Here is a 20,845-nt window from a genome sequence, read left to right as displayed (position 1 = left end):
TTCTTGACGACCATAGAGCATTGGAACCACCTGATCCCATCCCGAACTCAGCAGTGAAACGATGCATCGCCGATGGTAGTGTGGGGTTTCCCCATGTGAGAGTAGGTCATCGTCAAGATTAAATTCCGAAACCCCAATTGCGCAAGCAGTTGGGGTTTTGTTTTGTCCGCAGGAAAGTACTCCTACAGTTACCACACAAATTTGCACAGTTATTTTCGACTCATAACACTAGAATAGGCCCAACTTTTTCGGAGCCAGATCCCTTATGCCAGATCCGGTTGACACCCCTGGGCTGTCAGAATTACCGCTGGACGATTTGGTGGCGTGCCATGAGTGTGACTTGCTGATGCGCAAACCCGAGCTCGCCCATGGCGAGAAAGCCCTGTGTCCGCGTTGCGGTTACGAGCTCTACGCCCATCGGCACAACGTGGTGCAGCGCAGTCTCGCTTTGGTCATCGCCGCTCTATTGTTGTATATCCCGGCGAACTTTTTACCCATCATGCAGCTCAATCTACTCGGGCAGTCGTCGCAAGACACTGTCTGGACCGGCGTTGTCGGTCTGTTCGATACCGGCATGCAAGGCGTCTCGGTGATTGTGTTCCTGTGCAGTATGGGAATCCCGCTGCTCAAACTGCTCTGCCAGTTGGCCGTGTTGTTGAGCATCCGCTTTGATATCGGACGTAGCTATGGCTTGCTGCTCTACCGTATTTATCACCATCTACGAGACTGGGGAATGCTCGAGGTTTACCTCATGGGCGTACTGGTGGCGATCGTAAAACTGGCAGATATGGCAGCCATTACCGTAGGTCTTGGTTTGGCATGCTTTATAAGTTTGTTGTTGGTCCAGGTCTGGCTGGAGGTTGTGATGTCACCTCATCAGATCTGGCAGGCTTTGTCAGGAGAGGATGCCCATGCGGGCGATTGATGCAGGCATTCTGATTTGCGCCGAATGCCATGAATTGAACAAGCAGGAAGCTGACACCGACGAGCAGACCTGCACCCGTTGCGGTGCGCTGGTGCACGCCCGTCGCCCGAACAGTCTGGTGCGTACCTGGGCGTTGCTGATCACCGCAGCGATTCTGTACATCCCGGCCAACGTACTGCCAATCATGACCGTCAGCTCGCTGGGGCAGGGCGATCCCAGCACCATCATGTCCGGTGTCATCCAATTGGTTCAGCACGGCATGATTCCCATCGCCGCCGTGGTTTTTATTGCCAGTATTCTGGTACCGACGTTCAAGCTCGTGGGCATCGCGCTGCTGCTGTTTTCAGTACAACGCCGCCAGCCGCTCTCGGCACGTCAACGAATCTGGATGTATCGCTTTATCGAGTTCATCGGCCGCTGGTCGATGCTGGACATCTTTGTGATCGCTATCCTGGTGGCGGTTGTGAATTTTGGACGGCTTGCCAGCGTCGAAGCCAATCTTGGCGCCATCGCCTTCGCCAGTGTGGTGATTCTGACGATGCTTGCCGCAGTTACTTTCGATCCCCGACTGATTTGGGATAACACGGAGTCGGACGACGACCATGACTGATTTGCCTACAGCTAAAACCCGACCGGCCTCGAACTGGTCTGCCATCTGGGTGTTGCCCCTGATCGCCTTGATCATCGGCGGCTGGCTCGGCTGGCGTGCCTACAGCGAAACCGGCATCGAGATTCAAGTGCGTTTCGAAAGCGGTGAAGGCATTCAGGCCAACAAAACTGAAGTCGTCTACAAAGGCATGTCTGTCGGCAAGGTAAAAACCCTCAAGCTCGATGATGAAGGCAGCTCCAAAGGCGTGATCGCCACCATTGAGATGAACAAGGACGTTGAGCAGTACCTCAAGACCAGCACGCGCTTCTGGCTGGTCAAACCGAGCGTGACCCTGGCCGGTATCACCGGGCTGGAAACCCTCGTGTCGGGTAACTATGTCGCCGTCAGTCCCGGTGAAGGCGAACCCGTTCGCAAGTTCAAGGCACTGGCCGAAGAACCCCCGCTGTCGGACGCTCAACCCGGTCTGCACCTGACGATAAAGGCTGATCGACTCGGGTCGCTGAATCGCGGCAGTCCGGTGTTCTATAAGCAGATCAAAGTCGGGCAGGTTAAAAGCTACTTGCTGTCGCAAGACCAAAGCACTGTCGAACTCAAAGTCTTCATCGAGCCCACCTACGCCAATCTGGTGCGCAAACACACACGTTTCTGGAACGCCAGTGGCATCAGCATCGACGCCAACCTGTCCGGCGTGAAAGTGCGCAGCGAATCGCTTGCCAGCATCGTCGCCGGTGGTATCGCGTTCGCCACGCCGGAGAACCGCAAGGACAGTCCGCCCACCGATCCGAGCCTGCCGTTCCGTCTCTACGAAGACTTCGATGCCGCTGCCGCCGGTATTCGGGTCAAGGTCAAACTGAGCGATTTCGAAGGCTTGCAAGCCGGCCGTACGCCGGTCATGTACAAAGGCATCCAGGTCGGCAACCTGAAAGCCCTGAAGGTCGATCCGGACCTGAATGCCGCCACTGCCGAATTGACCCTTGATCCACTGGCCGAGGATTATCTGGTCGAAGGCACTCAGTTCTGGGTGGTCAAGCCATCGATTTCACTTGCAGGCATCACCGGACTGGAAGCCTTGGTAAAAGGTAACTACATCGCCGTGCGACCGGGCGACAAAGGGGCTGCACCACAACGTGAGTTCGTGGCCAGGCCCAAGGCGCCGCCGCTGGACCTGCGTTCGCCCGGCCTGCACCTGGTGCTTTTCACCGAAAACCTGGGTTCACTGGAAGTCGGCAGTCCGATTCTCTACAAACAGGTCAAGGTCGGTTCGGTGCAGAGCTATCAGTTCTCCAAGAAGAAGAAGCAACTGGTGATCGGTGTCCACATCGAGAAGGAATACGAGGGGCTGGTCAATGCGTCGACACGCTTCTGGAATGCCAGCGGCATCACGCTCACGGGCGGATTGACCGGCGGAATCCAGGTCAAAAGCGAGTCGTTGCAAAGCCTGATGGCCGGCGGTATCGCTTTTGAAACCCCGGAAGCCAAAGCGCCGTTGCAGAAGCGCATTCCGCGGTTCCGTCTGTTCGCCAACCATGAGGAGGCCAATCAGAAAGGCACCGTGGTCACGATCAAGGTCGACCGTGCCGATGGCTTGCGCAGCGGCACCCCCGTGAGATTCAAAGGCCTCGACGTCGGAAAGATCGAAGATGTCGACCTCAGTGATGACCTGCAATCGGTGATGCTCACCGCACGAATCACCGAAGTGCCGGAGCGCATTGCCCGGGTCGGCAGTCAGTTCTGGGTGGTCAAGCCGGAGCTGGGTTTGATCAAGACCTCGAACCTCGAAACGCTGGTCACCGGCCAATATATCGAGGTGCAGCCGGCGCCAAAAAACCTCGGTCCGCAGAAGAACTTCGTCGCCCTGGCCACTCCACCGGAGTCGGCCAAGCAAGAAGCCGGCTTGAGTCTGGTCCTGAGCGCCGCACGCCGTGGTTCGCTGAAGACCGGAGTTCCGGTGACGTATCGCGAGGTCACCGTGGGCAAAGTGACGGGTTATGAATTGGGCCAGACCGCTGATCGTGTGTTGGTACACATCCTGATCGAGCCGAAGTACGCGCCATTGGTGCGCAGCGGCACGCGTTTCTGGAACACCAGCGGTTTTGGTTTTGACTACGGTTTGTTCAAAGGCGCGACGGTACGCACTGAATCCCTGGAAACATTGATTCAGGGCGGCATCGCCTTCGCCACGCCGGATGGTGATCGCATGGGCAGCCCGGCGCGGCCTGAGCAGACGTTCCCGCTGTTCGACAAGTTTGAGGATGAGTGGCTGACTTGGGCGCCGAAAATCGCAATAGGCAAGTAAGCAGGAAACTGATTGGGCGTCCGTGATGACGCCTTCGCGGGCAAGCCCGCTCCCACAGGAAGTGGCGGTGTACATGGAATCTGTGCTCAACCTAGAACCCTGTGGGAGCGGGCTTGCCCGCGAAGAGGCCCTAAAATGCACTGAAAGCCTAAAAGACATGACTATGAAAAAGGCCGCGATCCATTTGGATCGCGGCCTTTTTTATTGCTCTGAATTAAGTCAAATCAAACCGCATCCAGCTCCGGCTCATCCGCTTCAACGTTAACCACAGCCTTCACCTCATCGTGACGACGAATGTACTTCCAGTCCGCCTCATCGATGTAAATCCCGTTCGGTCCGCTGCCACCTTCCAAGTCAATCGCCACACTGGCGCAGACCTGAGGCTTCACACTCGCCAGGATCGGCACGAAGCCCAGTTGCAGGCTGGTTTCCAGCAACGCTGCCTGGTTCTTCTCGTCGATGTCCGCCGCCTCGTCGAGGTAATACGGCAGGCGCACGCGACCGGCCTGGTCGCGGTCCATCAAGTGCAGCAACAAGTACATGTTGGTCAGCGCCTTGATGGTCATCGTCGTGCCGTTGGAGGCCGCGCCGTCGATGTCGGTGTGGATCACCGGTTGACCATTGACCTTGGTGATCTCGAACGCCAGCTCGAACAAATCCTTGAGACCCAGCTGGTTGTGGTTCGCCGCCACCAGCCGCGCCAGGTATTCCTTGGCTTCTTCGTTCTTGTTGTCCTGATCGGCGCTTTGGCTCAGGTCGAAGACAGAGAGGGTTTCGCCTTCTTCGTACTGGCCGGCGCTGTGGATGATCTGGTCGATGTGCTTGAGCGCTTCCTTGTTCGGCGCGAGCACGATGCGGAAGCTCTGCAGGTTGGAGACCTGACGCTTGTTGATCTCACGGTTGAACAGCGCCAATTGATGCTCAAGGCTGTCGTAGTCGCTGCGGATGTTACGCAGGGTCCGGGCGATGTCGGTCACCGCCGCACGACGCGCCTTGCCAAGGGTCAGGGCTTCGTCGGTGCGGTGCGCATACGCGTTGATCAGCAGTTGCAGGCGACGTTCCATATCGTCTTCGCTGTCGAACTTGGCCACGCCTTTGAGGCGGACCTGAGCGTACAGCGCCTCGATCTGGCCATCGCTGCGCTGCAAGCCCTGCCAGCTGTCCTGATAGTCGTTGAGCAGCGGCAGGAGGTTGTCCATGGAATCGTCGATCGGGTCCATGAATGGCGTGCCGAACGGCATGTCAGCCGGCAGCAACTGGCGGCGGCGCAGGGCGTCGTCGAGGGTGCGTTGCTTGGCTTCCATGTCGCCGATCTGCCGCCCAACCAGTTGCAGCTTGGCCGACAGCTGCTGGACGCGCTCGGTGAAGGCGTCGCTGGAACGCTTCAATTCTTCCTGAGCCGCTTCCATCTGCGCCAATTGCTCAAGCTTGTCGTCCTCCTCGGCGCTCAGGGTTTGCGCGCGACGGAAATCTTCCAGGGCTTTCTGCGCATCCAGTACTTGCTGATACAGCGCTTCGGTCTGGGTCTTGCTCGCGGCGCGGTCGGCGACCACGGCCGCTTGGGTTTTCAGTTGCTTGAGTTCTTTTTCCAGACGCTCTTTCTGATCGCGCAATGCGGCGCGGTCAGCCAGGGCTTGCAGCGCTGGAGGCTCGATGTGCGAGATGTCGATGGACAGGCCCGGCACGTCGAAACGCTCACCTTTGAAGCCATCGAGGATCAGCTCCAAAGATTTGACCCACTTGCCGTCCTCGTCCAGCGTAATGCCGTGCTCACCCAGCGGCAGACTGAACAGCGCGCTGTTGAACAGGCGCATCAGGCGCTCGACGTCCTGTTGCGAGAACTCTTCGCGCAGGCGGGCGTAGCTGTTGTTGTCGGCGTGATCGAGTTGCTGCTTCACCGACTTCAGGCGTTTTTCCAGATCCCGCAGACGCTCTTCCAGGTCTTCGGCACTGAACTGTCGCGACTGGGCCAGTGCACCGGCCAGTTCATCGTGAGCGTCCTTGGCCGCCAGCAGTTGCTGCTCCAGGACTTTGACGTCGGTGACCAACGCAAAGCGATGCTTGAGCACCGACAACTCGCCGAGCCAGCGCTGGATGCCGGTGATTTCCCGCTCCAGACGCATCAGCTCCTGAGTGCCGCCGCGCTGATCGTTTTGCAGCGCGTCCTGCTCGTTGCGGTAGTGCTCGGCCTGAATCGTCAGCTCTTCCTTGCGCGCACTGGCGTAGTCCGACCAGGTGCCGAGCAACGAATCGAGCAGCGGAGAGATCCGGTGCAGTTTGCCGCGCAGGATATTGCGCTGGGTCACGCCTGCCGCGAGGGCTTCAACCAACGGGCCGGCGGTGACCAGCGAGTTGTAGTCCTGCTCCATGCGACGTACATCGCGGAACGCTTCTTCGCACGCAGCGATGTAATCGACGCTGCCGGAACGCAGGCTGTGTTCGAAAGCATCGAGGAACAACTGCTTGAGCTTGGCCGCAGTGATTTCGCGCATGTGCAGCAGGTTGATGAACAGCGCGCGGAAGGTCTTCAGGCTCTGCTCGCTGGTGGAACGTAGCGGGATCAGCGTCAGGTCCAGCGGGATCGAGGTGTGACCGCCGACCAGCAAACGACGCAGTTCATCCGGTTTCAGTTCGTAGGCTTTCAGGCCTTCGCGCTCAAGGTTGGTGAACAGCTCTTTCTGGCGCAGGCAGGTGTCGTTCTTCTGGTAATGCGCCAGGTCCAGTTTGCCGGCATAGGCAAAGAACTGGTGACCGAAACCACCGCCGGGGCCGCGACCGACCACGCCGATCACGTGCGGACCGTGTGGCAGCGAGACTTCGACCAGGATGTAACTGGTGTCCGAGGCGAAGTAGAAACGCCGGGATTGTTCCAGGCTGTACTTGCCGAAACTCATGTCCGACATGCGCGCCAGAATCGGGAACTGCAGCGCGTTGATCGACGCGGATTTACCGAGGTTGTTCGCGCCGTAAACCGACAACGGTTCTTCCAGCGGAAACAGGCCGAGGCTGTAACCGGCGGTGTTCAAAAGGGCAAAGCGGCGAATGCCGTAGCGTTCCTTGCTCATGCGTCGGTCTCCTGTTCTTCGGCAATGGCGCGGGCCATGGCGTCTTCTTCGCTTTCTTCTTCGAAGTCGCTCAGATCCAGCGGGTCATCGGTTTGCAGCAGTTTTTCATCGCTGTCGTCATCGATCAGCACCGGAACCGGCAGCGGCAAGACGCTGTGCAGGCTGGCGGCCAGATCGCGGTCCTGCTGAACTGACAGGCAAACGTCAAGGAAACGGTGCATCGGCGGCAGGAAACGGTAGATGCCGTTTTCTTCGCCAGCGAAACCGAGTTGAGTCATGCGGCGCATGATTTTTTCTTCGAGCTCTTCGACGGTCTGCACTTCGGCCTGAATGAACAGGTCGCGGTACTTTTCCAGCAAGGACGGCAGCTCATCACGGCCGAGGCTGCCACCGTCGAGCACGGCGACCGGGTCGCGGCCCTGGTCGGCCAGATGTTCGACGAGGATGAAGGTGAACAGCGCCAGGCGTTGTGCAGTCTTGTTCACCGCCGCCGCCGCGAGGTCCGGCACAAAGTAATAGAAACCACGGGTGTCGCAGACCAACTCATAGCCCAGCGCCCTGAACAGCGTGCGGTACTGGTCCTGGAAGTTCGACAGTTGCGCGTACAGCTCCGGATCGCGGCGGCTGACGTGGTAGCCCTTGAACAGCTCACGAAAGATCGGCGCCAGTTGGGACAGTTCGGATAGATCAAGATGCATGGGGGATGCTCGCAGAATCCTCGGCGGCGGTGTCGCGGGCCGAGAGCAGGGCGAAGGAGCGTAGGCTGACCTGATGCTCATGAGTGTGGTAATCGCGGCGTTCCAGACGCTCGCGTTTGAAGCGTTTTTCCCGCGACAGGCGCGAGAACCAGTAAAGCAATTCGTCAGTGGCGCCGTCCGGTTCCTGCTCCAGCAGCCAGGTCATCAGGTCCGGCATTGGCAGGGCGTCTTCGCAGCGTTCGAGCATTTCGCGAACGGTGCGTGGCGCGCGCGGTGCTTCGCCTTTCTGCGTCTTGTGGGCCTTGGGGAAGCGCGCCGGTTTCGGCTCGAATCGGGCCAGCGCGTACACATAGGCTTCGACCTGACTGGCGCTGCCGAGGAAGGTGCTTTGCGGCCGGGTGAACATCGGCATCGCGGCCTGGGGCACCGCATCGATGCCTTTGCGACGGATGGCCGACAAGGCCAGCGCAGCGCCACGGGTCACGGCGTTGTGACGGCGGGCTTCTTCACGCAGCGGCAGCAGCAGTTCGCGGGCATGACGCAGTGTCAACTGGGCGCTGGTCTGCATCTCGAGGATGCGCGCGTGGGTGCGCAGCAGCATGTCGTCGTCGACCAGATGGCCAAGGCGCTGCTGCTCGGTGAGCATGCGCAGCAGAACGTTTTCGACCTTGCGCACGCCTTGCTCGAAGGCGCCGTCGGCGTTCACCAACTGGATCATCGGTTCGACGTATTCGTCCCAGGTCGCCAGCACTTCGGCGTAACGCTGACGCAGCGGGATCTGCCGGTCGCTGGTCTTGGCGCGTTCGGCGACGGCCACCAGGGCCTGTTCGTCGTTGGCGAGTTTCTTCAGAACGTCGCGCACGCGCATGTCGAGCAGGCGCAATTGACGCGCCAGATCGTGGCCGTCGCGGATGTCGAAGGCGTCCTGGATGTAACCGGCCAGGCGTTCGAGGTGGCGCAAATAGGCTTCGATCTCCAGGCACAAGCCCAGACGGTGCTCACGGCGCAGGTAGGCGAGGAAGTCGTGGATCTGCGCGTTGAGCTCGAAACGGTTCGGGCTTTTCGCCACGGGAACCAGAATGTCGAGGCGGATCCACACGTCCAGCAGGCTGGTGATGTCCTGCGGCGTACTGTCCAGTTGCTGGGCGGCCAGTTGCGTGCGCAGTTCGTTGAGGCTCAAGGTGCCCTGGTCGAAATGCTCGCACAGTGGCTCCAGAAGTGCCCAGTGTTCAGCGAGGGCGCGCAAGACGCGCTTGGGTTCGATCATCGGAATGGCCGGCTGGTTGGCGATTAAAAGCCGCGATTGTACTGCATCGGGACCGATGCGATTCACTCTCGGGACGGGCTGTAGCTGTTTCTAAGGGAAAGAGTATCGATCAAGCGCGGGCGATCTTGAGCGAAGGGCGGTAGAATCATCGCACTTTAGTTATCCACAAGTGGCCGACCTTTGCTAATCGAGTCCCGTCGCCGCGCCTATTTGACCGCCATGCAGGTGGTCAACTGGCTGCCGCGCACCGAATTGCCCTTTGCCGCGCCCTCGCGTCCCGAGTTGCTGGAGCTGCCGGAGCCGCTGGTCGTCGCGCCGGTGGTGCCTTCCTCTGCGCCCGTACCTGCCGCCAAAGCCGTCGCTGAACCGGTAGTGACACCGACGGAGCGGGTCAAGATCGAGGTGCCGCGTCCATCGTTGGCCAGCTCGCGCACGAACGCCAAGGTCGAAGAAGAGGCCGCGCCGGTCGTCGCCAAGGCACCAGTCGTGCCGCCACCGCGTTTCTCCCTGCAATTGCTGCGCGCCGGTCGTTGCCTGCTGTTGGTCGAGTTACCCACAGGCGAAGCGTTCCAGACCCGCGATCCGGCCTATCTGTTGCTTAAGGACATGCTGCGTGCCGCCGGTCTGCCGGACAGCCCGCAGATCATCGGCGAGCCGGTGCGCTGGCCGCTGCTGGTCCGGGGCAACATGGATCAAGGTCCGGAAGCGGCTCGGGACTTCGTGCAAGGGTTCCTCTCGGCCCGATTGGAAGACGCCCCGTGCGTCTGCGTATGGCTGATCGGCCTGCCAGCCGTGCGTTTCGCCGGTGAGGCGAATGCCGAATCCTTCAACCGTGAACTCCAGGTCGAAGGCCTGGGCCCGGTCTGGGCCCTGCCGGGTCTGGAATTATTAATGGAAGAGCCACAGCGTAAGGCTGATGTCTGGCAAGCCATGCGTCGGCTGATGGCGCGCTGGAAAGAATCGAATGAGTGACGCTGTATCGTTCCGCCCGATGACCGAGGCGGACCTCGACGCTGTACTGAAAATCGAATACGCGGCGTACAGTCATCCCTGGACCCGCGGGATCTTTCTCGATGGGCTGGGCAAGTACCAGATCTGGCTGATGTTCGAAGGTTCGCAGCAGGTCGGTCATGGTGTGGTGCAGATCATTCTGGATGAGGCGCACCTGCTGAACATCACCGTCAAGCCGGAGAATCAGGGCCGTGGCCTCGGTTTGACGCTGCTGGAGCATTTGATGTCCCGGGCTTATGACGCCAAGGCGCGGGAGTGTTTCCTTGAAGTGCGCGACAGCAACCGTGGCGCGTTTAGGCTGTATGAGCGGTACGGGTTTAACGAGATCGGGCGACGTCGGGATTATTACCCTGCCGTTGGCGGCCGGGAAGATGCCGTGGTCATGGCCTGCACCTTGGTTGACTGACCCTTCTCAAAAGCATCGCGAGCAGGCTCACTCCCACAGTAGATCTGTGTAGTACACAAATTCTGTGACCAACATAGATCAACTGTGGGAGTGAGACCGGCTTGCCGGCGATGACGTCCTGTCAGGCACTACAAATCAACGATTACCATCCATCGGATCCTGCCGCGCCAGTTCCTCTTCATCCAGGCCATTGCCCCCGCCAATATCGTCCTCATCGACAATGCTCAAATCCCAATCCGCCTGATTGCCTTCACCTGCCTCGTGAGCATCCCGCGCGCCGTCTTCACGGATCAATGTTTCCGGGCTCATGTCATCATCGGTAGATTCATGGTCATCGGTCGAGGCGCCCGTCATGCCTGCTTCACGCACACGCTCACGAGGCATCAGCCGTTCGCGCTCGTTTTCCGGCAGTTCGTCGCCGATTTTCGCGCTGGGTTCTTCCTCGTCGAAATCCAGCTCATTTATAGATCCCATGCGGTCTTCGTTGTCGTCGATGGGCTCGGGTTGCACCGCATCGTACGGACGTCGTGAATCAGTCATGGCAATTCCTCATACTGTGGGCCTTACTAGGGTGGACCCACTGGGCTCCCGAGAATTCCACCGGTCATACTTGCATCAAGCGCGTGACCCCGACGGGCGGTTGTCTGTCAAACCAGCGCATCATTCTTGAGGCTTTACAGCATGAACGAATTACAAGATCTGATTGATAACAACGAACGCTGGGCCGAAGCGATCAAACAGGAAGATCCGGACTTCTTCTCCAAGCTGGCCCGCCAACAGACGCCGGAATACTTGTGGATAGGCTGCTCCGACGCCCGGGTGCCGGCCAACGAGATCGTCGGCATGCTGCCCGGCGACCTGTTCGTCCACCGCAACGTGGCCAACGTGGTGCTGCACACCGACCTCAATTGCCTGTCGGTGATCCAGTACGCGGTCGACGTGCTCAAGGTCAAACACATCCTCGTCACTGGCCACTACGGCTGCGGCGGTGTGCGCGCCTCGATGCAGGATCGCCAGCTGGGCCTGATCGACGGATGGCTGCGCTCGATTCGTGACCTGTACTACGAAAAACGTGAAGAACTGGCCGAGTTGCCGACCGAAGAAGAACGGGTCGACCGTCTCTGCGAGCTCAACGTGATCCAGCAAGTGGCCAACGTCGGCCACACCAGCATTGTGCAAAACGCCTGGCATCGCGGGCAGAACCTGTCGATCCACGGTTGCATCTACGGCATCAAGGACGGTCGCTGGAAAAGCCTGAACACGACCATCAGTGGTTTTGAGCAATTGCCGCCGCAGTACCGACTGCGTCCGGTCGAGACGCTGTAAGGCCGTTCAACAGAGACTGCGCCGACGCCAGTGGTGGTAATACAACTGGCCGTCGGCGTTCGGCGGTTCATCGTATCCGGTGATCCAGCCTCGGCACTCCGGTGACCCGCACTGACAGGCGAACTGGCGCAGCAGTTTGTCTTCGGTCGCGGCGTAATCCATCGTCAGGTTGTCGCCTTTCTTAATGTCCTTCAGTGCCCACAATGACAGTTCGCTCATGTCGAAAAAGACATTGGGGTCGCAGGAGTGCCTCAGCAGCCCGCTGAAGTGTGGGTCATAGACGTGGATGCCAGGCGCCAGTTGCCGGGTATGTCGATGGCGATAAGGCAGGAGATGTCCCGACACGCGGCAGATTCGGCTGATCCGCGGGAAATCGCGCAGGGCCGCAACGGCCACCGTCGCCCCATCGGCGTTGTAGATGATTTCGAAGTCTGCCCGGGAGGGAAATCCGAGGCTCAGCGCAAGCTCTGCGAAGGGATAGATTCCATCTGGAGGTTGCGTAACGGTCCCGTGCAGGGGGTGAGGTTTCATAACGATCCTTGTCGGCAGCGCGTTGCGACTTCCAAAACTGACGATCCTGTCAGCCCTGCAACACAGGGGTATGCCTCAAGATTCTCGCAATTGAAACGACGGGTCTACTGTCAGAACTGACAGGAGGAAAGTGCGCGTTTGCGCGTAAGCATTCGCTCACGCGCAAAGGTGCAGGGGCGATTACAGCGCTGGCACGGTAGATGCCGTCGCAGGCGCCGGGGCTTGCAGCTGTTTAAGCTGCGACTGGATTGGCGTTGTCGCGCACTTGGCCACGGCTTGTTCAGGCGTCAGGTTGCGAATCGAGGTGTAGAACAGCTCGCAGGTTTTTTCTTTTTTGGTCACTTGCCACGTCTGCGTGCAGCTTTTCAGCTGAACGGCAGGGTCGGTCCCCGGTTTGCTGCCCATGCCGGCCTGCCAGCAGGCGGCACTCAAGTCCTGGCCCATGACTTTCAGGCCCGTAGCGTCGGCTTGGGCCTGAGCATCGTCGCCGGTGTAGCTGTCCGGGTTGGCGGCGTACCAGATGTAGCTTGGGTGGTTGGAACCCAGCACCGGCACTTTCAACCCGGCGCTCGGGCTGATCGTGGCCAGACCCAGCACACCAACGGTCGGCCCGTATTGCTGCTTGATCCAGTTACGCACCGGCGCGCCGAACGCGACCATCGGCAACGCAGCACCGCGGGCGTTCTGGCTGACTTCCTTGACCATGGTGGTCTGGTAGTCCTTGAAGTAGTCGTAGACGCCTTCCAGATCCTTGCCTGCACTGGCCGGCGCCGCAATCGGCGCAATGTCGATGATGGTCTGATAGCCCGGCGTCTGATCGGCGGGGATACCGTTGTCCGTCAGCAGCGTGGCCCAGCGATCAGTGGTGGCGGAGCGCAGGTAATCCTGGGCTTGGGTCAGGGAGTAATCCGGCGGGAAATGCAGCAATTCGACACTCTTGCGGTTTTCCAGGGCCATGCCCAACGGCAGGAACAGATTCCAGCTGTAAGCCCACTTGCCATCAACGTTGAGTTTTTTGGCGCCGGTGTAGGCCAGATCACCGGCATTGAGCAGCGCGGCCAACGGTTTTTCATAGCCCTTTGGCACGCCGCTGATGTCGGCGTAAAGCTGATCGTTATCGGTTTTGACCCGCACTTTCGCGGCGCTGTAACCATCGCGTTGCACGCTTTGGGTCAGGTAGTGCTCGACGGTTTGCTCAAGCGTCCAGTTACGGAAGCAGATCACGTTGCAGTTGTTGGGGTAGGCGAACAGCCGGGTGACGCGTTCGGTGCTGCCCAGTTTCAGATCGACATTGGCGTGGGCGGCGGCGCTCAGGGTGAGGGCCGCAAGGGTAAGTCCTGTCAGTTTGAACATGCTCAGATCCTTTTCAGCGTGGGTCCGCGTTGATCGCGGGCAATAGCTACTTAAGCAGATCGGCCGAGAATCGCTCAGCTGAACATCAAATGAGTCAGGTGATAATCCGGGAAATACATCCGGCACACGAAGATGAAGCCGACCATCACCAGCAAAAACCCTAACTGCAACGGACTGAAATGCGCCCAATGCAACGCGGTCAACCATGGGCGCCGAGCGGCCAGTTCAGGATCAAGCTGACCGATACGGCGCTTGTGCAAGAGACCGATCAGCATAAAACCGACATAAGTCGCCATGCCCGGCCAACCCAACAGAAGCCCGAACAGCAGCGTGAGGACGGCTTGTGGAACACCGTGTCGCATCACCAGCCAGCGGGTATCGGGGTTCCAGTGGCGGGGAACCAGGCCTTCGGTCAGCCACAGGTCCTGGACAATGGCATGCGAGATGATCGGCACCCACCAGCTCATGGCGAAACGGAGGAACCAGACCGGAACGCAGGCGAATACCAAAGAGGTGAATATCATTGGGATGCTGATGCTGTAGCCATGGGATTTGTACTGGGCCGGGAAACAAAACAAAAACAGCGCCATTGCGATGCCGGCCCAGACACGCACCCAGGTTTCATCGGTGATGGGGCGCGGCAGATAACGTCGCCAGTGAAAAACATCGGCGTGTGGCAACCGTAAGCGCAATTCCGGGTAACGCCACTTAAGGGTTTGCGCGAGGTCATGACAGGCCTGCCATTCGTTTCGGCCAAAGCCGTCGATCATTTTCTTCTGTTGCCCGGGCTTCATCGGGTTCATCAGCAAATGGGCGGCCTGAACGTCCGCGGCCCATGTCCGGCTGTCTTGCGCCTTGGCCTGCAGGTTTTCGTAGAAGCTTTCCTGATTGCAGCGCGCGATCAATGCCCCCCACGTCGACGCCGGTTCTGGATGAATGCCTTTTTTATCGTCCCAGCCAAACACCTGCCCGACGCGGTCGAACAGCGGCAGGCTCCATTCGGTGTCGTTGAACAGTTGCAGGAGGATTCGCTGCCATTCCTGGCGTCGATCGAACACCTGCAGCCAGGGTTGTGCGGTGTAACGTTTGAGCAGGGTCAGAAACTCACGCTCTTTTTTGTCTTCGAGCAATTCCTGCAACGCCTGCCGATAATCCTGCAGCAAACCGCTGGCGAGGGCGTCTCGCTGCCAATCGGTCATTTTGACGTTTTGCCAGGGCGCGAGCCAATCGAGGTGCTGGACCGCCCAGGCGGCAACCGAATTGCGCAGGCCCGGGTGATCGAAGCACAACTCCAGCAGCAATTTTTCAAACGCCTGGGCACAGTGCTGTTGTTGCGCTTGCGCCCAGCGCTCGGTCAGATTTTGCTCCGAAAGCCCGTCGAGCAGTGCACGCGCTGCCAGTTCGTCCGGCGCGAAGACCGGTTCGTGCAGGGAGTGGGGCGGTGCAAGGTTCAGCGAGCGAAGAGGGGGCGGACTTTCAAGGTTCAAGGGGCGAAGTGGTGGCGGACTTTGAAGACTCAACGGACGCACGTCGAGCACATCGGACCACGCCTGAAGGTCAGTGTGATTCGTCTGCTCGCCAACTTCGGCCGTTGCGACTTCAAGTTCTTCGGCGGCGTATTCGGCCCGCCATTGAGCAACATCCAGCGCTTGCTCATAAGCTTCGCGCAAGCGTTGAAAGCCTTCCGGATCTTCATCGGGCCGGAAGGTTTTCAGCAGTCGCGCATAGCTTCGCTTGATGGTGCGCGCGTCGGCGTCTTCGGGCAGTTCCAGCACAGACCAGCAATCCATGTTGCCGCTCCTTACTGCCAGAGACCGTTGTCCAGCGTGCCCAGTTGCTGGGTCAGTTCGCTGCGCGCTTCACGGATCCGGCGCTCGTCCTGGGAATCAAGCACGTGCTGAAACTGTTTGGCCCAATGACCGATCTGTTCACGCATCTGCCCCAGGCTTTCCTGATAGAGACGCTCAAGACGTGCGGTCAACACCGTGTTGACCTGCTGATCGCGAGGATGAATCTTCAACAGCGCCAGGCCCTCCAGTCGCTGCTGAATCTCCTCGGGTGTGAGCACGCCGGGATTGTTTTCGATGACCAGTGAATGCTTGTCGCCCGTCAGCGGGATGACCACCTGGGCTTCGAGCAAACCGTTGTTGTCGTAGGTGAAACGCACGTCGAGGGCAACTTCACCGGCCTTGCGTTTCGGTACCTTGATGTCCAGTTCGCCCAGCGCCACGTTGTCTTTGACCAGGCGACTTTCGCCCTGAAAGATCTTCAGCAGCACGTGATCCTGATTATCTTGCAGCGTGTACACCGTCTTGACCCGGCTCACCGGCACGATGCTGTTGCGCTCGATGATCGGCAGGTAATGCCCGCTTTCGTATTGCTGGCCGATTTGGGTCGAAGTCTCGATCCCCAATGTGTAGGAACAGACGTCCGTCAGCACCACTTCTTCCAGCGCTGCGGAGCGTGCTTTCAAAGCCGCCTGGATCGCCGCACCGTGGGCCACCACTTCGTCCGGGTCGAGGCTGATCGAAGGGAAACGCCCAAACAGGCCCGCCGCCAGTTTGCGAACCAGTGGCATGCGCGTCGTACCGCCCACCAACAGGATTTCATCGAGATCGCTGACCCGAATGCGCGCGTCTCTCAGGGCCCGCTCGATCGGTGTGCGCAGGCGTTCGAGCAACGGCGTGTAGAGCGTCGCCAGTTGAGATTGGGTGATGGTTTGCGTCCATTGCTGGCCGTCGACCCGCAGGCTGAATTCAGCGCTGCTGTTCTGGCCCAGGGCTTTGCGCACGCGCTCGGCCTCGCGACGCAACGGCTGGGTGATGCTGGCGCGGTCAGGAAAGTTATCGGTGTTGCGATGGTGCTCGAGAAAGTGTTCCAGCAGCACGCTGTCGAAATCTTCACCGCCCAGGAAGTTGTCGCCCGCGCTGGCGCGCACTTCCATGACCCCGTCGAAGAGTTCCAGGATCGACACGTCGAAGGTGCCGCCACCGAGGTCGAAAACCAGGAACGAGGTTTCCTTGTCCCGTTGGTGCAGCCCATACGCCAGCGCCGCCGCGGTCGGCTCGTTGATCAGCTTTTCAACCTTCAAACCCGCCAGTTCACCGGCAATGCGCGTGGCCTTGCGCTGGGCGTCGCTGAAGTAGGCCGGCACGCTGATCACCGCTTCATGCACGGTTTCACCGAAGGCCCGTTCGACGTCTTCCTTCAGGCTTTTGAGTACCAGCGCTGAAAGCTCCTCAGGACGGAATGACCTGTCTCCGAGTCGTACTTCCGTGGCGCTGCCCATGTGCCGCTTGAACAGCGAAGCGGTCTGGCGCGGGTGGGTGTGCAGACGTTCGCGAGCGGCTTGGCCGACCAAAACGCGGCCCTGATCGTCGAGACCGACCACGCTCGGAGTGAGGAACTGGCCGAGGGCATTGGGCACCAACTCGCTGGACTCCCCACGCCAGACGGCGACGAGGCTGTTGGTGGTCCCCAGGTCAATCCCTACGATCATTGCGATGAACTCCCTTTCCGGCCCGCAAAAAGTTGAAACAGATAATATTCGCGCAAGGATATTACCGGAGCAGCGGGGCGGTAAAGGAAAGTAGTGGCACTGAGCTATTATTTGCGACGGGGCGTGGTTTGGCCCGGATGGCGTGGGGTGTGACAGAGGGTTACAAGAGGTGCAGTGTCTACCGTTTCCGAGCACTGCTAGACTGGCACATTACTGGACTTGGCAAAGGTCAACCATGAAACCTTCTACTGCACTGGATCTAAAACGAGCAGCCGTCCGCGAGGCCGTTGGTCGATTTCCTACGTCCAACCCTCGTGTATTTGGTTCCGCGTTACTCGGAACAGATAAAGAGGGGAGTGACCTTGATTTGCTGGTGGACGCTCTCCCCGGGGCCACGCTTTTCGATCTCGGAGGGCTTCAAGTCGAGCTCGAGGATTTGTTGGGGGTCAGTGTTGATCTGCTGACGCCGGGAGATCTCCCGTTGAAATTCCGTCAACAGGTACTCGAGCAGGCTCGTCCCGTATGACTGTTAACCGTCTTGGAGATTACCTTGACCATATGCGGCAAGCCGCGGGCGATGCGCTGGTTTTTGTCGAGGGCTTGAGTAAAGAAGAGTTTTTCGAAGACAAACGTACCCAGCAAGCGGTGATCATGAGCCTCATCATTATTGGTGAAGCAGCTACCAAAGTAATGGATGGCTATTCGGATTTTGCGAGTGAAAACTCACAGGTGCCGTGGCGCAGCATGCGAGGTATGCGCAACCGTATTGCTCACGGCTACTTCGATATCAATCTTGAAGTGGTGTGGGATACCGTTCAGACGGCGTTGCCTGAGTTGTTGAAGGTTTTACCCATCGATCAAACCTGATTGCACCTGCCCCAGCAGGTGCAATCAATTTCGTTTACGGCATCACCGGCGGCGTATACGTCAGTGTCGTCCCCAACGCCCACAGCAGAAACAGCACAAGCGGCGTGTGCACCAGCAGTTGCACGAACGAGAAGCCGATCAAGTCCCGCGCTTTCAGCCCGAGCACGCCCAGCAGCGGCAGCATGTAGAACGGGTTGATCAGGTTCGGCAGGGCTTCAGCCGCGTTGTAGATCTGTACGGCCCAACCCAGGTGGTAGTTCAGGTCGGTGGCCACTTGCATGACGTACGGCGCTTCGATGATCCATTTGCCGCCGCCGGACGGGATGAAGAAACCGAGGATCGCCGAGTAAACGCCCATCAGCACCGCATAGGTGTCGTGGGACGCAATGCTGACGAAAAAGGTCGAGATGTGGTGCGCCAGAGTCTGAGCGTCGGAGCCTTTGACGGTGGTCATCAGCGCGGCGATCGAGCCATAGAGCGGAAACTGGATCAGCACGCCGGTGGTGGTCGGCACCGCGCGGGACACGGCATCGAGGAAGCTGCGCGGGCGCCAGTGCAGCAGCGCGCCGAGCATGATGAACAGGAAGTTGTAAGTGTTCAGGCCCGAGATCGCGCTGATTGCAGGTTTGGTCGAAAACTCGTGGAACAACCATCCCGCCGCCAGCAGCACCAGCAGAATTGTCAGCAGTGGACTGTGTTCCAGCCATTCGCCGGGACGGGTGCGCGGTTGCAGCGGTGGCAGGTTGAAACTCGGGTCGATGCCGCAGGCTTCGGCGTCGCGGGCCGTGTTCGGACCCGGAGCGGTGGCGTAGGCGATGATCAGCGAGATCACGATCAGTGCCAGCAACATGACACCTGACTGCCACAGAAAGATCGTTTGAGTGAACGGAATGACACCGGTGATCGACAGAATCGACGGCGGCAGGCTGGCCGGGTTGGCCTGCAATTGCGCGGCGGACGACGACAAGCCCAATGCCCACACCGCGCCAAGGCCCAGATAGGCCGCAGCACCGGCGGCGCGGTAGTCCATTTTCAGATCGGTGCGGCGGGCGAGGGCGCGCACCAGCAGGCCGCCGAATACCAGCGACAGGCCCCAGTTCAGCAGTGACGCGACCATGGAAATCAGCGCGACCCAGGCCACGGCCGAGCGGCCGTTTTTCGGGATCCGCGCCAAACGGTCGATGAGTTTCACCGCAGGCGGAGAGCTCGCAACCACATAACCGCCGATCACCACGAACGCCATCTGCATGGTGAACGGGATCAGACTCCAGAAACCGTCACCGAAAGCCATCGCAGCATCGGTAGGTTTGGCACCCATGGCCATGGTGGCCACGGCAACGATGATCACCGCCAGCGCGGCAAATACCCAGGAGTCGGGGAACCAGCGTTCGGCAAAACTTGAACAGCGCAGGGCAAAGCGGGCGGAGCGGGTATCTTCGATATCAGCGGCCACGGGAGTACCTCGAATTTTTATGTTTATTGTGGTCTTTGGGGCCGCAAAGGCCCGTCTGGACAGGTGCCAACAGTAAATCAATCGGTCATATTTTGTGACGAAGATTAACCAGTCCGAGACTTTGGTCTAACGGGTTGTCCGTGGGCGCGTTTGCGTAGACCATGGGCGCCTTGGTTTTTTGCCCATGCCAGAGTTCTTTCATGACTGCCGACACCCACTCGCGCCCGGCGCCGTTCAGCCGCTCGGACTACAAGACCCTTGGCCTGGCGGCCCTTGGCGGGGCGCTGGAAATTTACGACTTCATCATTTTCGTATTTTTCGCGCTGACCCTCAGCCAGCTGTTCTTCCCGCCGGACATGCCCGAGTGGCTGCGCTTGCTGCAAAGCTTCGGCATCTTCGTCACCGGTTATCTGGCGCGCCCATTGGGCGGCATTCTGATGGCGCATTTCGCCGACAGGCTGGGGCGCAAGAAGGTCTTTAGCCTGAGCATCCTGATGATGGCGCTGCCGTGCCTGCTGATCGGGATCATGCCGACCTACGCCCAGATCGGTTATTTCGCCCCGCTACTGTTGTTGTTCCTGCGCGTGCTGCAGGGCGCGGCGGTCGGCGGTGAAGTACCGAGTGCCTGGGTGTTCGTCGCCGAGCACGCGCCGGTGGGGCATCGCGGTTATGCCCTTGGCTTCCTGCAGGCCGGGCTGACCTTTGGCTACCTGATCGGCGCCCTGACGGCGACCTTTCTGGCGCAGGCGTTCACCCCGACGGAAATCCTCGATTACGCCTGGCGTTACCCATTCCTGTTGGGCGGCGTGTTCGGGGTGATTGGTGTCTGGCTGCGCCGCTGGCTCAGCGAAACCCCGGTGTTCATGGCCATGCAGGCGCAGCGCGATGCCGCCGTCGAGCTGCCGCTGCGCACCGTCTTGCGTGAACATCGTCTGGCGATATTGCCGGCGATGATCCTCACCTGCGTGCTGACATCGGCGGTGGTGGTGTTCGTGGTCATCACCCCGACCATGATGCAGAAGACTTTCGGCATGACCGCCAGCCATACCTTCGCCTTGAGTGCCTTGGGCATTGTGTTCCTGAACATCGGCTGCGTACTCGCCGGGCTGCTCGTCGATCGCATCGGTGCCTGGCGCACGGTCATGCTCTATAGCTTGCTGCTACCGCTGGGCATCGGCGTGCTCTACACGTGCCTGATCACCGGCGGTCAGTGGATTGGCTTGGCGTACGCGATTGCCGGGCTCGGTTGCGGGGTGGTCGGCGCGGTGCCGTCGGTGATGGTCAGCCTGTTTCCGGCGCGGATTCGCGTCTCGGGGATTTCCTTCACCTACAACATTGCCTACGCGGCATGGGCAAGTATCACACCGTTGTTGCTGATCGGTCTGATGCCGTGGAGTCCGTGGATTTGCGTGATCTTCAGCGCGGTGATGGGGGCGGTGGGCGTGAGCAGCGCGGCGTACTTCGGTGCGCGGATGCCACGGATCGAACGCTGCACGGCCGCCGGCGCGGCATGAATGAAAAGTCCGGCAGGCGTGCCG

The 20,845-nt window shown here is 59.6% G+C and carries 18 protein-coding genes and 1 rRNA gene; 10 read left to right on the top strand and 9 right to left on the bottom strand.

The window, feature by feature from the left end; translation table 11 throughout:
* Positions 1 to 2 precede the first annotated feature (2 nt).
* The 4 genes from rrf (at position 3) to ACYZT8_RS25120 (ending at position 3,831) form a co-directional block, all read left to right on the top strand.
* A 5S ribosomal RNA gene (rrf, locus tag ACYZT8_RS25135) occupies positions 3 to 118 on the top strand.
* Positions 119 to 265: 147 nt separating this feature from the next.
* Positions 266 to 925, top strand: a complete 660-nt coding sequence (locus ACYZT8_RS25130) for a paraquat-inducible protein A (RefSeq protein WP_010458357.1) — start codon at positions 266 to 268, stop codon at positions 923 to 925.
* Positions 912 to 1,535: a paraquat-inducible protein A gene (locus ACYZT8_RS25125; RefSeq protein ID WP_461976790.1), complete on the top strand. Its 624-nt coding sequence runs from the start codon at positions 912 to 914 to the stop codon at positions 1,533 to 1,535. Before ACYZT8_RS25130 ends, ACYZT8_RS25125 begins: the two co-directional genes overlap by 14 nt.
* On the top strand, positions 1,528 to 3,831 hold the full coding sequence (locus tag ACYZT8_RS25120; RefSeq protein ID WP_461976788.1) for a PqiB family protein: 2,304 nt from the start codon (positions 1,528 to 1,530) through the stop codon (positions 3,829 to 3,831). Before ACYZT8_RS25125 ends, ACYZT8_RS25120 begins: the two co-directional genes overlap by 8 nt.
* 224 nt (positions 3,832 to 4,055) lie before the next feature.
* Here ACYZT8_RS25120 and mksF read toward each other — a convergent pair whose 3' ends face one another.
* Genes mksF through mksB form a run of 3 tightly spaced genes read right to left on the bottom strand, consistent with a single transcriptional unit; the run spans position 4,056 to position 8,861 of the window.
* Positions 4,056 to 6,896, bottom strand: a complete 2,841-nt coding sequence (gene mksF, locus ACYZT8_RS25115) for an Mks condensin complex protein MksF (RefSeq protein WP_438657682.1) — start codon at positions 6,894 to 6,896, stop codon at positions 4,056 to 4,058.
* The gene (gene mksE, locus ACYZT8_RS25110) at positions 6,893 to 7,594 is read right to left on the bottom strand and encodes an Mks condensin complex protein MksE (protein ID WP_077749032.1); all 702 of its coding nucleotides are present in this window, start codon (positions 7,592 to 7,594) and stop codon (positions 6,893 to 6,895) included. Before mksE ends, mksF begins: the two co-directional genes overlap by 4 nt.
* Positions 7,584 to 8,861, bottom strand: coding sequence for an Mks condensin complex protein MksB (gene mksB, locus ACYZT8_RS25105; protein WP_461976785.1), 1,278 nt, complete (start codon positions 8,859 to 8,861; stop codon positions 7,584 to 7,586). Before mksB ends, mksE begins: the two co-directional genes overlap by 11 nt.
* Before the next feature lie 219 nt (positions 8,862 to 9,080).
* Here mksB and ACYZT8_RS25100 point away from each other — a divergent pair, with 219 nt between their 5' ends.
* Both ACYZT8_RS25100 and rimI read left to right on the top strand, forming a co-directional pair.
* Positions 9,081 to 9,833 (top strand): energy transducer TonB, encoded by a 753-nt coding sequence (locus ACYZT8_RS25100; protein WP_461982610.1) that lies wholly within the window; start codon positions 9,081 to 9,083, stop codon positions 9,831 to 9,833.
* Positions 9,826 to 10,278 carry a ribosomal protein S18-alanine N-acetyltransferase gene (gene rimI, locus ACYZT8_RS25095; RefSeq protein ID WP_054045745.1) on the top strand — a complete coding sequence of 151 codons (453 nt, stop codon included), beginning with the start codon at positions 9,826 to 9,828 and terminating at the stop codon, positions 10,276 to 10,278. The genes ACYZT8_RS25100 and rimI overlap by 8 nt, the downstream gene beginning before the upstream one ends.
* Positions 10,279 to 10,413: 135 nt before the next feature.
* On the opposite strand, the gene ACYZT8_RS25090 is transcribed toward rimI, so the two are convergent.
* Entirely contained in the window at positions 10,414 to 10,818 is a 405-nt protein-coding gene (locus tag ACYZT8_RS25090; protein WP_461976783.1) for a serine kinase/phosphatase, read from the bottom strand.
* A 141-nt stretch (positions 10,819 to 10,959) separates the two neighbouring features.
* Here ACYZT8_RS25090 and can point away from each other — a divergent pair, with 141 nt between their 5' ends.
* Complete coding sequence (can, locus tag ACYZT8_RS25085) at positions 10,960 to 11,604, top strand: carbonate dehydratase (RefSeq protein WP_131063236.1); 645 nt, start codon at positions 10,960 to 10,962, stop codon at positions 11,602 to 11,604.
* A 6-nt stretch (positions 11,605 to 11,610) separates the two neighbouring features.
* Here the strand turns inward: can and ACYZT8_RS25080 are convergent, their stop codons facing one another.
* The 4 genes from ACYZT8_RS25080 to ACYZT8_RS25065 all read right to left on the bottom strand — a co-directional run bounded on the left by ACYZT8_RS25080 (position 11,611) and on the right by ACYZT8_RS25065 (position 16,987).
* Positions 11,611 to 12,135, bottom strand: a complete 525-nt coding sequence (locus tag ACYZT8_RS25080) for an SET domain-containing protein-lysine N-methyltransferase (protein WP_461976781.1) — start codon at positions 12,133 to 12,135, stop codon at positions 11,611 to 11,613.
* Positions 12,136 to 12,315: 180 nt separating this feature from the next.
* Complete coding sequence (locus tag ACYZT8_RS25075) at positions 12,316 to 13,488, bottom strand: hypothetical protein (RefSeq protein ID WP_461976779.1); 1,173 nt, start codon at positions 13,486 to 13,488, stop codon at positions 12,316 to 12,318.
* 74 nt (positions 13,489 to 13,562) lie between these two features.
* Complete coding sequence (locus tag ACYZT8_RS25070) at positions 13,563 to 15,278, bottom strand: J domain-containing protein (protein WP_461976777.1); 1,716 nt, start codon at positions 15,276 to 15,278, stop codon at positions 13,563 to 13,565.
* 11 nt (positions 15,279 to 15,289) lie between these two features.
* The gene (locus tag ACYZT8_RS25065) at positions 15,290 to 16,987 is read right to left on the bottom strand and encodes a molecular chaperone HscC (RefSeq protein WP_461976775.1); all 1,698 of its coding nucleotides are present in this window, start codon (positions 16,985 to 16,987) and stop codon (positions 15,290 to 15,292) included.
* Between the two features lie 235 nt (positions 16,988 to 17,222).
* Between ACYZT8_RS25065 and ACYZT8_RS25060 the strand changes: the two genes are divergently transcribed.
* Together ACYZT8_RS25060 and ACYZT8_RS25055 are read left to right on the top strand one after the other, a co-directional pair.
* Complete coding sequence (locus ACYZT8_RS25060) at positions 17,223 to 17,513, top strand: nucleotidyltransferase family protein (protein ID WP_461976773.1); 291 nt, start codon at positions 17,223 to 17,225, stop codon at positions 17,511 to 17,513.
* Positions 17,510 to 17,854 carry a HepT-like ribonuclease domain-containing protein gene (locus ACYZT8_RS25055; RefSeq protein ID WP_461976771.1) on the top strand — a complete coding sequence of 115 codons (345 nt, stop codon included), beginning with the start codon at positions 17,510 to 17,512 and terminating at the stop codon, positions 17,852 to 17,854. The genes ACYZT8_RS25060 and ACYZT8_RS25055 overlap by 4 nt, the downstream gene beginning before the upstream one ends.
* 34 nt (positions 17,855 to 17,888) lie before the next feature.
* Here ACYZT8_RS25055 and ACYZT8_RS25050 read toward each other — a convergent pair whose 3' ends face one another.
* Positions 17,889 to 19,307, bottom strand: coding sequence for a short-chain fatty acid transporter (locus tag ACYZT8_RS25050; protein ID WP_461976769.1), 1,419 nt, complete (start codon positions 19,305 to 19,307; stop codon positions 17,889 to 17,891).
* A gap of 200 nt (positions 19,308 to 19,507) precedes the next feature.
* Between ACYZT8_RS25050 and ACYZT8_RS25045 the strand changes: the two genes are divergently transcribed.
* A complete protein-coding gene (locus ACYZT8_RS25045; RefSeq protein ID WP_461976767.1) occupies positions 19,508 to 20,821 on the top strand; it encodes an MFS transporter in 1,314 nt (437 codons plus the stop codon).
* Positions 20,822 to 20,845 lie beyond the last annotated feature (24 nt).

It is taken from the genome of Pseudomonas sp. LB3P93 (genome assembly GCF_054898025.1).
This window is presented reverse-complemented; position numbering and strand designations above follow the sequence as displayed.